Raw genomic sequence first — 11,012 nt, forward strand, 5'->3', positions numbered from 1 at the left:
ATTTTCATCACCCAAATTGCAAGGTTTTGGAAGGGGAGGCTTAAAAAGCTTGCAATATGAGGGTAGGAAGATCGATGAGATCATCAAATAGATCAGTGTCTTATTTGTAATTCAGGGCCGACTAATTAAATAATTATGATGTTGCGTTAAATAAGAGGGGCTGAGTTATTCGGCCCTTTTTAGTGTTAATTCCATTTTAATGTGTTCAATGCCTGTTTTTTCTGAAAGATATACTTCACCTACTATATTAAATCCCAATTTTTCATAAAGTGGCATAGCATGAAGTCGTGCGCTCAGAATAATACTTTTGGTTTCGTGCTCTTTCGCATGAATGACCAATCGGCTGAGAATCGCTTCTCCTAATCCTTTACGCTGATGTTTGGGCGAAACCACCATTTGCGATATTTGCATTGCTGAATTGCTCCGCTTGGTCAACCGTCCGTAAGCCAACAATTCTCCATCGCAGATAGCGGCAAGATGCAGGCTATTGCCTTCGTCAGTATCGAACAACACTTCCCAGGGTAGGCCTGGCTCCTCGAAAAACAACGCATAGCGAAGCTTCAAAGCCGTTTGATAATACTTTGAGTCTGTCTCCAACCAACGATATTCAATTTGCTTACCAAGCGTGTTCATGACCTTCCCAAATGAAAAATTTGCCACTGTCGCTCATTGTCGGTGACTGGGAGAGTTTTACAATGCTTTTCGCGTTTTCCTTTTTAGTAAGTAGCAATCTCTTTATCCCTTCCTCTCAGGTGTATTGCTATCTAGGCAGACTATATATCGTTGAGATGAAAAAGGAATGTCTGGGTGTAATTTTTGTCCTATATAGCAGAATTTTTCTAGCAAGAATTTAATGACGTGAACTCAATATATTACGTGACGCGAAGAAAGTTACCCACAGAAACGGTGGATAACCCTTTGGGTAACGTTGAATTAATACAAGTGTCATACTGGGATCTGATCAGTTGCTCACAAAGTACGCGGGCTGGGAGGTGATGATTAAACGTTGAGCGCTTTATTTTTTCCCTAAATTAGTCATGGGCCATACAGGTTTCGTTATGTGCTTGGATTCTTATTTAAACACTTAGGTCGTCTAGATTATCGGCAGGCTTGAGTGGGTACGAAGTTTAGAATTGATAGTAGGATAAAATTTGAACAATCTATTCCAAAAGGATGAGGCAGCTGAGCGTTGGTGGAAAAAAAAGCCCCGGATAAACTCCGGGGCATGTGTTTTGGTTTAGCCTTTGTTAGCTGGCAATCTGAGCACTCTCCAGACTTATGCTCCCCAATGTTGGCTCCTGCTCCTGACGCATGCCGACTCGCTCTTCTCTCGGAGGAATACCGTAGTAGTCGCGGTAACACTTCGAAAAATGAGGCGTAGAGACAAATCCACAAGCGATCGATATTTCTATGATGGAGAGATTAGTCTGGATTAGGAGCTGTTTCGCGCGACTGAGTCGGAGGTGGAGATAGTAGCGCGAAGGTGAGCACTGAATGTGTCGCTGGAACAGCCTTTCGAGTTGGCGGCGTGAGAGCTGAACCAGGCTGGCGAGCTCATCAATGCAGAAAGGTTCTTCGAGATTAGCTTCCATTAATGAAACGGTTTCGAGCAGTTTAGGCTGCGCCGTACCAATCAGATTCCTCAATGGTATCTTCTGCACGTCTTCGCTGTTCCTGACGCGTTCGCACATAAACATCTCGGATATTGCCGCGCTAAGTTTATTTCCGTGTTCCTTAGTGACCATGTTGAGCATCATATCCATAGGGGCTGTGCCGCCCGCACTGGTCATGCGTTTCTCGTCAAAAGAAAAGAGTTTGTTGCTAACTCGTACTGCAGGGAAAGCTTCCTGAAAACCTGCAAGGTACTCCCAGTGAATAGAGCAGGCTTTGTTTTGCATGATGCCTGCCTTCGCTAGGATATAGCTTCCAGTACAAATCGCACCAACGGTGATGTTCTTACGATCTAATGAAGCTAACCAGCTCAGCAAACGGGGTTTCGCTGATTTTTCGATGTCCAGGCCGCCACAGATGATCACAATGTCCAAAGGCTGTTGGGAAGGTATTTCTTCATCAACACCGATCTGGAGCGAATCACTTGCTGATACTGATTGGCCGTCTTCACTCAGCGTGTGCCATTGGTACAACGTTTCTCCCGACAATTGGTTTGCCATGCGCAATACTTCAATCGCAGAAGCCATTGCCAGCATAGTAAAACGATCGCAAAGGTAGAAACCAATATTAACGGGTTGGCGTAATGAGGATACTGTGCCCATAGATACCTCTCCATTCTCGGTTTGTTTTAAACCGTCCTTGTTTAAATTAGTTACAGCTCTTAGAGAGTGGCGCAGTCCAGAACGCAGCTTCTCCCCTATGGGTAGGACAATGTTAATGAAAAGTAAAATTAATTTATTTGAAACGCAGGCGTCATGAGCCAAATACTCCGATTTAAGACATTTGAAGAGATTTTATCGTATAAAAATGGACACCTTGATGCCGATTTTTAGGTACTCAAGGTGTTTAGAGGTGTAATGAATTTTTAGGGTAATTGGCAAAAAACGACTCAACCACTGTATGAAACTGCGATTCTCGCGGCAAGGGCGGCGTTGTTAAGCACCAACGCTATGTTGGATTTGAGGCTGTTTCCAGCTGTCTTTTCCGCAACTTTGGCGAGTAAAAATGGTGTGGAATCCTTGCCTTTTATCCCTTTGTCATCCATTTCAGTAATCGCGGCTTCGATGACGCCGTCAATTTCTTCACTTTTGAGTGCGTGCTCGATGGGAACTGGGTTGGCAATGACCGCACCGCCTTTAAGTTGCATATCCCACTTGGCTTTCAACGCTGCTGCTATCTGTTCAGGACTGTCAATTCGGTAATCGACACTAAACTGACTTTCCCGCGTATAAAACGCTGGCAGCATTTCTGTGCCATAACCAATGACAGGTACACCTTTGGTTTCCAGATACTCCAGAGTGAGTCCCAAATCGAGAATAGACTTAATCCCCGCGCATACCACCGCCACATTTGTTTCTGCCAATTCTTCTAAATCGGCAGAGATATCAAAGCTGGTATCGGCGCCCCGATGAACACCGCCGATACCGCCCGTTGCAAATACGCGGATTCCGGCCATATCAGCAAGGATCATCGTTGAAGCCACTGTGGTTGCACCGTCTGCCTTGCTCGCGACGATGAAAGGAATATCGCGGCGGCTGGTTTTGACTGCCGACTGACCCTGTTGACCCAGATAAGTAATCTCGTCTTTGCTTAAACCCACTTTCAAGCGGCCTTTGAGAATCGCAATGGTGGCAGGAATCGCTCCGTTGTCACGCACTGCCTGTTCAACACGAAATGCTGTTTCAACATTTTCTGGATAAGGCATGCCATGGGAGATGATGGTCGATTCCAATGCGACCACAGGTTTGCCTTCTGCTAAGGCTTGTTGCACTTCAGGGTGAATATCGAGATAAGTGTTTAACATGAGGCTTCCTATAGGGTCTGTTGACCTTTTTGGGTTAAATTTTGTTTGCTGCAAAAATCATCACCAAAGGTCAGCAGACCCTAGGCGCTGTTGCACCATCAATTCGGTAATGGTTGGGTTAATTGTCTGGGTATGTTCCATCGTGAGCATGGCGCAGCCGAGCGCAAAGCAGCAGGACTCTGCGTCCGTTAAGTTATTCATTTGTCCGTACACTAGCCCTGCAAGAAATGCGTCCCCAGCCCCGTTGGCGTTGACTACTTGCACTTTGGGTGCCCGGATCAATTCGGTATCTTCTGCTGAGCGGTAGAGAATGCCATCGGCTCCAAGGCTAAGGAATAAACGGGTGATCCCTTGGTTAATGAACCAATCTGCAATGTCGTCGATATCTTCGTCAGAATTGAGCGGTAAGCCCGAGATTGTCTGGGCCTCGAGTAAGTTTGGTTTTAGCGTGTGGATATGTTTGAGATACGGTTTGGATTTAACCGCTTTAGCGGTCGAAACCGTATCTAGGTAAATGACTTGTTCTTGGAAATTGCTGAACAGATAAGCGAGCACATCTTCATTAATATTGGTGTCGATGATGATGGCAGAAGCATGCTGAATAAGGTCACTATGCTGAGCGAGTAAACCGATGTTCAGGTGTTCCAGAATCGACATATCTGATACAGCTGCCAGCATATCGCCATGGGCATCGAGCAACGAGAGATAGGTAGAGGTCGTTTGTCCAGTCAGTTGACTGACAGCTTTAACATCGACGCCGGCTTTTCTCGTCGCTTCAAGCACGACATTGCCATAAGGGTCATCACCGACAACTGATATTAACTTGGTATCGACCCCAAGCCTTGCAAGGTTTTCTGCAATATTCCGCCCTACGCCGCCCGCTGAACCCGTGATTTTCCCTGGGTTGGAATCGCGCTCAACCAGCGCTACTTCTGGCTGACCGAGAATGTCCATGTTGGTACCGCCAATCACCACCACATACTGCGGGCGGTCGACAATATAACCTTTTCCACGGATCACCCCTTTTCGCGTCATATTCATAATATGGACAGCCACGGCAGACCGGCTGATTTTCAGCTTATCCGCAATGCTCTGTTGCTGGATGAAGGGATCCTCTTTGATCAATTTCAGTATTTCATCTTCGCGGGAGGTCATAGAGCTAACACCTGTTAGGTTGTTAAACAAATGTTAGTCTCATCTTCAGTGAGTAAACTGTCAATTACTGTGGGGTAACAATTAATTATTGTGTGACGCCATAGAAAAAATTTGTATAAAAACCAGTCAGTTTTGGCCATGCTTTTCTATTAGGAGCGTCGCATTGCGACCTGATTGGGTCTCAATTCGGGAACAGGGGGTTGAATGATTGGCTCTACAATTGAAAAGAACACTGGTAACACAGTGTTACCAAGATGAACAGCAAGGATAGCCAATGGAAAACCAAGCTCAGCGTAGCGCTTTGACGGAGCAGGAGCGCGCGGTGGTGGCAGAGGCGATCAATTCGTTTAAAGCCAAACCGGGCGCGCTGTTACCTGTGCTACACCATATTCAACATCATTTGGGTTATGTACCTCCGGCGTCTGTGCCGATGATTGCGCATGGACTGAATTTGTCTAATGCTGACGTGCACGGCGTGATCAGCTTTTACCATGAGTTTCGTAGTCACCCTCCTGGGGGACATGTTATTCAAATCTGTCGCGCTGAATCTTGCCAGTCCATGGGTTCGCTCGCGCTGGAGAAACACGCAACATCCCGACTTGGTATTGGCTTCCATGAAACCACCAAAGATAACAACTTTACTTTGGAGCCAGTCTATTGCTTGGGTAACTGCATGTACTCGCCCTGCGTTCGTGTAGGAGACGATATCTACGGTGAAATGAATGGTGAGGAGTTCGACAATCTGGTCAACTCGCTGCTCACCCAAGTTATCGAGGTGAAAGCGCCATGAGTTATCGCATTTATGTTCCCCTCGACTCTTCTTCTGTTTCCCGTGGGGCAGAGAAAGTGGCCGAGCGTTTGACGCACAGTGCTGCAGCCATGGGTGAATCTCTCACTATTGTCCGCAACGGATCCCATGGCTTGTTTTGGCTGGAGCCAATGATTGAAGTAGAGTCCGCGCAAGGCCGTGTTGCCTTCGGCCCTGTTTTCGAAGATGACGTCGATTCGTTGCTGGCTCTTCGTTTCTTTGCGCCAGATGAAGAGGGTAGCGTCGCACTTGAACATCCGCTTTGTTTGGGGCTTACGACAGAACTTCCATGGCTAAAACGTCAACAAAGGCTGACCTTTGAGCGTGTTGGCTTTGTCGACCCGCTGGATATAGAAGACTACCGAAGCAAAGGCGGTTTTGTCGGGCTGGGAAAAGCGCTGGGTATGACTACTCAGGACATTCTCGACGAAGTAAAAACCTCTGGCCTCCGTGGTAGAGGTGGGGCGGCGTTCCCCACGGGTATCAAGTGGCAAACCGTCTCAGATCAACCTCCAGGCCAAAAGTATGTGATCTGCAATGCGGACGAGGGTGACTCGGGGACCTTTGCCGACCGAATGCTGATGGAAGGCGATCCGTTCACGCTGATTGAAGGGATGATCATATGTGCCATCGCTGTCGGTGCATCTCAGGGTTATGTCTATACCCGTTCTGAGTACCCTAATGCTTGCAAGATCTTTACTCAGGCCATCGAAAATGCTTATGCGGCGGGTTATCTAGGTGCAGATATCTGCGGTAGCGGTAAACACTTCGATTTGGAGCTCCGCATGGGGGCAGGAGCATATATTTGTGGTGAAGAAACATCGCTTATGGAGAGTCTGGAAGGTAAGCGCGGATTGGTAAGAAACAAGCCACCACTTCCTGCCATTGAGGGTCTTTTTGGCAAGCCAACCGTCATTAACAACGTCATCTCACTAGCATCTGTGCCCATCATCCTGTCAAAAGGGGCTGATTACTACAAAGACTTCGGTCAGGGACGCTCCCTCGGCACCATGCCGATTCAGTTGGCAGGGAACATCAAACAACCAGGGCTGTTCGAGCTGGCTTTTGGCGTCTCCATTCGAGAGCTGCTGTTTGACTTCGGTGGAGGAAGCCGGAGTGGAAAGCCGCTTAAAGCGGTACAAATTGGTGGTCCTCTTGGCGCTTATATTGCCGAGCACGACTGGGACACGGATTTGGACTATGAGCATCTTGCCGCACGCGGTGCCATGCTGGGACATGGGGGTATTGTCGCGTTCGATAACCAGACTGATATGAGCCAAATGGCACGTTTCGCTATGGAGTTCTGCGAGCTGGAATCTTGCGGGAAATGCACGCCTTGCCGGATTGGCGCGGTACGTGGCGCGGAAGTGATAGACCAGCTTCTTGAAGCAGAAGGCGATGAGAAGCTAGCGAGTAAGGAACTACTGGATGATTTGTGCGAGACCATGGAGCAGGGTTCGCTCTGTGCCATGGGCGGGATGACGCCGTTTCCGGTAAAAAGTGCCTTGAAGCACTTTCCTGAAGATTTCGGGCTCGTGAAAAACGCGGGTGCCCAAGTGAACAGTGGCGGCAAGTAGCCGCTGAGGAGTAGACAATGGTTGAGTTCTATATTCCCATTGAGCAAGGCAGCAAAGATTTCGGAACACCTCCTGTTAAAGGCGAGGATGTTAAGCAAATATCGTTGACCATTGATGGTTGGCCTGTGACTGTGCCGGAAGGAACATCAGTCATGCATGCGTCTTCCATCCTAAACATTCAAATTCCCAAATTGTGTGCGACAGATTCGCTCGAAGCGTTTGGTTCCTGCCGCATGTGCGTGGTGGAAATTGAAGGGATGCGCGGAAAGCCGGCTGCCTGTACCACCCCCGTTGCTGAAGGCATGGTGGTGACCACACAAAATGAGGCACTCCGTAAGTTACGACGTAACGTTATGGAGTTGTACATCTCAGACCATCCACTGGATTGTTTGACCTGTGCGGTGAATGGCGACTGTGAATTACAGGACATGGCCGGTGCAGTGGGTCTTCGCGACGTGAGGTATGGGTTTGAAGGTAGCAACCACCTTAATATGGAAAAAGACACGTCTAATCCCTATTTTACTTTCGACACTAGCAAGTGCATTGTCTGTTCACGGTGTGTCCGTGCCTGTGAAGAAATTCAGGGGCAACATGCTCTGACTGTAGAAAGCCGTGGATTTAAATCCCGCATTACTGCAGGCGCGGAGAACTTTATGGATTCCGAGTGTGTTTCCTGCGGCGCTTGCGTGCAAGCCTGTCCTACGGCTGCACTGACAGAAACAAGCGTAATTGAGCTGGGCACACCGAGCCATTACCGTGTGACGACCTGTGCGTATTGCGGTGTTGGTTGTTCTTTCCGCGCCGAAATGCGAGGCGATGAGTTGATACGAATGGTGCCGCATAAAGATGGCAAAGCGAATCAAGGCCATTCTTGTGTGAAAGGTCGCTTTGCTTTTGGCTACGCAACCCACAAAGATCGTGTGACTGACCCGATGATCCGCGATTCTATCCATGAGCCTTGGCGCAAAGTAAGTTGGGAAGAAGCGATTGGCTTTGCTGCAGACAAGATCAAAGCGATCCGCGACAAACACGGCGCGAATGCGTTGGGAGGAATTACCTCTTCCCGCTGCACCAATGAAGAGACCTATCTGGTGCAGAAATTGGTGCGTGCTGGGTTTGGTACCAACAACGTGGATACCTGTGCCCGAGTTTGTCATTCACCAACGGGTTATGGTTTGAAAACTACCTTGGGCGAATCAGCGGGAACCCAAACCTTTGACTCAGTGCAGAAAGCAGATGCTGTGATTATTATTGGCGCGAACCCAACAGATGGTCACCCAGTATTTGCTTCACAGCTAAAGCGCCGCCTGCGTGATGGCGCCAAGCTTATTGTGATTGATCCAAGAGAAATTGACTTGGTTAACGCACCGCATGTCCGAGCACAATATCATCTTCAATTACGTCCTGGTACGAATGTCGCTGTTTTGAACGCGTTGGCGCATGTCATCGTTAACGAAGGGTTGGAAGATACAGCGTATATAGAAGAACGTTGTGATATGGCCGCTTACAAAAAATGGCGGGATTTTATTGGAGAGCCTCACCACTCGCCAGAAGCGATGGAAAGTGCCACGGGTGTACCGGCTATGTTGATCCGTGAAGCAGCAAGAATGTTTGCTAAAGAGAGAAACGGCGCAATTTATTATGGGCTTGGTGTTACCGAACACAGCCAAGGCAGCTCTGCTGTGATGGCAATTGCTAACCTTGCGATGGCGACAGGTAACATTGGTCGTGAAGGTGTGGGTGTGAACCCGCTGCGCGGCCAGAACAACGTACAAGGTAGCTGTGATATGGGATCGTTCCCGCATGAGTTGCCGGGTTATCGACATGTATCAGACCCAGATGTACGTGCGTTGTTCGAAGGTGAGTGGGGTGTGCCGATTGATGATGAACCGGGACTTCGCATACCTAATATGTTTGACGCCGCCATCGCAGGTCGATTTAAAGGCATGTATGTGCAAGGCGAAGATATCGCCCAATCAGACCCTAATATCCAGCACGTTGAAGCAGCGCTCACGTCACTTGAATGTCTGATCGTTCAGGACATTTTCCTCAACGAAACCGCGAAGTTTGCGCACGTATTCCTCCCAGGTGCCAGCTTCCTCGAAAAAGACGGTACTTTTACTAACGCTGAGCGTCGTATTTCGCCAGTCCGTAAAGTGATGGCACCGCTTTCCGGTAAAGCCGATTGGGAAGCAACCATGGATCTCGCTAATGCTCTGGGCTACGAAATGCATTACAACCATCCTTCCGAAATCATGGATGAAATCGCTAAGCTGACGCCGACCTTCCATGGCGTGAGCTACGAAAAACTGGATGAGTTGGGCTCTATACAGTGGCCTTGTAATGACGAGGCGCCTTTGGGCACCCCAACCATGCATATTGGCGAGTTTGTAAAAGGTAAAGGCAGCTTTGTGGTCACGGAGTACGTAGCAACAGAAGAGAAGGTTAACAAACGCTTCCCACTGTTGCTGACGACAGGGCGTATCCTTTCTCAATACAACGTTGGCGCGCAGACTCGTCGTACCGACAACAGCCAGTGGCATCAGGAAGACGTACTGGAAATACACCCTCTTGATGCAGAAGACCGCGGTATCACAGATGGTTCTCCAGTTCGCATTGCCAGCCGTGCAGGTGAAATTACCCTGCCAGCAAAAATCAGTGATCGTATGCAGCCGGGCGTGGTTTACACCACCTTCCACCATCCGGTGTCTGGTACCAACGTCATCACCACGGAAAACTCAGATTGGGCAACTAACTGTCCTGAGTACAAGGTGACCGCCGTCCAGGTGAAAGTTGCGGTTGAACAGGCGGATTGGCAGCAGCGTTTCCGTGAATTCGATGAACAGCAACAAGCTCATTTATCTGCGGCGACGCAAGACAGTAACAGTTAGGAGTGAACATGGACGGTGAACTTCATCGTAACGAACGCCTTTATGCGATGGCGAACCAGATTGCTGATAACTTAAAGCATGGAAAGACCGAGCATGAAACGGTAGACGAAGTGGCTTGTCATATTCGCCGCTTTTGGTCCCGAGACATGAAGAAGAGTCTGTTTGCTGCGATAGGGAGTGAGCTTTTAAATCCCATCGCTGAAAAAGCGGCAGAATCACTGGAGCAAGAATATCGCCTGAAGACTGGGTGATATTTAGCTTTAGTCAAATGAGGGCCACGCATTGCGTGGCCTTTGCATTTCTGTCTACCATGTTTCTTTATCGCCAAACAACCTGAATCCTGCATCTTCAGGTCGTTTGATGAGATGGTCTCCTCCTACTCCAGTCCGGCGTCATAATGCGCCAAGATAGAAGTGTTATCGACTATCTAGATAAGCAGGAGAAGACCATGAACAAGTGTAAAACGCTCGGTATCGATTTGGCAAAAAATAGCTTTTACCTCTTCGTGTTAAACCAGCAGGGAAAGCCCATCGGTAAGAAGAAACTGAGCCGGAGCCAACTCCTGCGGTACTTGGCTCAGCAAGAGCGCTGCATTGTCGCCATGGAGGCTTGTGCTTCTGCCCACTATTGGGGGCGTGAGATTTCGCTGCTAGGGCATGACGTTGAGTTGTTACCTCCTCAGCATGTCAAAGGGTATCTGCGGGGGCAGAAAAATGATTACAACGATGCACAGGCCATCGCAGAGGCTAAATAACTGATCCGAATAGTGCTACATTTTCGCCGTGCCGTGGCAACCTCCCGGGTACGGCGATACGTTATCCATAAAGTGCTTCACCTTCCTGAGCAATTGCCACATATGTTTACACCTGTGATTCCGAGTAATTGTCTCATGGAGAGCATTCCACAATCGTTCTATGACGTTGACCCAAGGGCAATAAACGGGCTGGAACAGCAGCCTGAACTTTGGGTTCTTCTTGAGCCAAGCCTTCGTTTTTTTACTTTTGTGGATGATGTAGTTATCCAGTATCAAGGTGACACTTTTGGCTCGGCGGTAGTGCCACTTTAGCTTCTCCAGCATGGCAATGAATAGGTCTGAGTCTTTCTTT

General features: G+C 48.5%; 9 protein-coding genes and 1 pseudogene. 5 read left to right on the plus strand and 5 right to left on the minus strand.

Translation table 11 applies throughout. The annotated features are described in order from the left end of the window. Nucleotides 1-165: 165 nt before the first annotated feature. The 4 genes from GMA8713_RS24355 to GMA8713_RS24370 all read right to left on the minus strand — a co-directional run bounded on the left by GMA8713_RS24355 (nucleotide 166) and on the right by GMA8713_RS24370 (nucleotide 4,630). Nucleotides 166-633: a GNAT family N-acetyltransferase gene (locus tag GMA8713_RS24355; RefSeq protein ID WP_157515771.1), complete on the minus strand. Its 468-nt coding sequence runs from the start codon at nucleotides 631-633 to the stop codon at nucleotides 166-168. A 614-nt stretch (nucleotides 634-1,247) separates the two neighbouring features. Then, nucleotides 1,248-2,273 (minus strand): choline metabolism transcriptional regulator GbdR, encoded by a 1,026-nt coding sequence (gbdR, locus tag GMA8713_RS24360; RefSeq protein ID WP_062715113.1) that lies wholly within the window; start codon nucleotides 2,271-2,273, stop codon nucleotides 1,248-1,250. Nucleotides 2,274-2,560: 287 nt separating this feature from the next. After that, nucleotides 2,561-3,475 carry a pseudouridine-5'-phosphate glycosidase gene (locus GMA8713_RS24365; protein WP_062715115.1) on the minus strand — a complete coding sequence of 305 codons (915 nt, stop codon included), beginning with the start codon at nucleotides 3,473-3,475 and terminating at the stop codon, nucleotides 2,561-2,563. Nucleotides 3,476-3,535: 60 nt separating this feature from the next. Then, nucleotides 3,536-4,630, minus strand: a complete 1,095-nt coding sequence (locus GMA8713_RS24370; protein ID WP_062715117.1) for a PfkB family carbohydrate kinase — start codon at nucleotides 4,628-4,630, stop codon at nucleotides 3,536-3,538. Between the two features lie 274 nt (nucleotides 4,631-4,904). Between GMA8713_RS24370 and GMA8713_RS24375 the strand changes: the two genes are divergently transcribed. The 5 genes and pseudogenes from GMA8713_RS24375 to GMA8713_RS24395 all read left to right on the plus strand — a co-directional run. After that, nucleotides 4,905-5,420 (plus strand): formate dehydrogenase subunit gamma, encoded by a 516-nt coding sequence (locus GMA8713_RS24375; protein ID WP_062715123.1) that lies wholly within the window; start codon nucleotides 4,905-4,907, stop codon nucleotides 5,418-5,420. Further along, entirely contained in the window at nucleotides 5,417-7,015 is a 1,599-nt protein-coding gene (locus tag GMA8713_RS24380) for a formate dehydrogenase beta subunit (protein ID WP_062715125.1), read from the plus strand. The genes GMA8713_RS24375 and GMA8713_RS24380 overlap by 4 nt, the downstream gene beginning before the upstream one ends. A 17-nt stretch (nucleotides 7,016-7,032) precedes the next feature. Beyond that, nucleotides 7,033-9,906, plus strand: a complete 2,874-nt coding sequence (gene fdhF / locus GMA8713_RS24385; RefSeq protein WP_062715127.1) for a formate dehydrogenase subunit alpha — start codon at nucleotides 7,033-7,035, stop codon at nucleotides 9,904-9,906. A gap of 8 nt (nucleotides 9,907-9,914) precedes the next feature. Beyond that, nucleotides 9,915-10,157, plus strand: coding sequence for a formate dehydrogenase subunit delta (locus GMA8713_RS24390; RefSeq protein WP_062715129.1), 243 nt, complete (start codon nucleotides 9,915-9,917; stop codon nucleotides 10,155-10,157). A 197-nt stretch (nucleotides 10,158-10,354) separates the two neighbouring features. After that, nucleotides 10,355-10,654 (plus strand): annotated as a pseudogene (locus tag GMA8713_RS24395) (IS110 family transposase); the annotation flags it as partial. A gap of 21 nt (nucleotides 10,655-10,675) precedes the next feature. On the opposite strand, the gene GMA8713_RS24400 reads toward GMA8713_RS24395, so the two are convergent. After that, on the minus strand, nucleotides 10,676-11,012 hold a 337-nt coding region (locus GMA8713_RS24400), incomplete at its 5' end, for an IS630 family transposase (protein WP_157515497.1).

This window comes from Grimontia marina, assembly GCF_900060185.1.
Lineage (GTDB): Bacteria > Pseudomonadota > Gammaproteobacteria > Enterobacterales > Vibrionaceae > Enterovibrio > Enterovibrio marinus.

Excerpts from the sequence above, each read along its gene's own strand:
- GMA8713_RS24380 (WP_062715125.1), top strand. The coding sequence starts at position 5,417 with ATGAGTTATCGCATTTATGTTCCCCTCGACTCTTCTTCTGTTTCCCGT.
- fdhF (WP_062715127.1), top strand. The coding sequence starts at position 7,033 with ATGGTTGAGTTCTATATTCCCATTGAGCAAGGCAGCAAAGATTTCGGA.
- GMA8713_RS24365 (WP_062715115.1), bottom strand. The coding sequence starts at position 3,475 with ATGTTAAACACTTATCTCGATATTCACCCTGAAGTGCAACAAGCCTTA.
- GMA8713_RS24370 (WP_062715117.1), bottom strand. The coding sequence starts at position 4,630 with ATGACCTCCCGCGAAGATGAAATACTGAAATTGATCAAAGAGGATCCC.
- GMA8713_RS24390 (WP_062715129.1), top strand. The coding sequence starts at position 9,915 with ATGGACGGTGAACTTCATCGTAACGAACGCCTTTATGCGATGGCGAAC.
- GMA8713_RS24355 (WP_157515771.1), bottom strand. The coding sequence starts at position 633 with ATGAACACGCTTGGTAAGCAAATTGAATATCGTTGGTTGGAGACAGAC.
- gbdR (WP_062715113.1), bottom strand. The coding sequence starts at position 2,273 with ATGGGCACAGTATCCTCATTACGCCAACCCGTTAATATTGGTTTCTAC.
- GMA8713_RS24375 (WP_062715123.1), top strand. The coding sequence starts at position 4,905 with ATGGAAAACCAAGCTCAGCGTAGCGCTTTGACGGAGCAGGAGCGCGCG.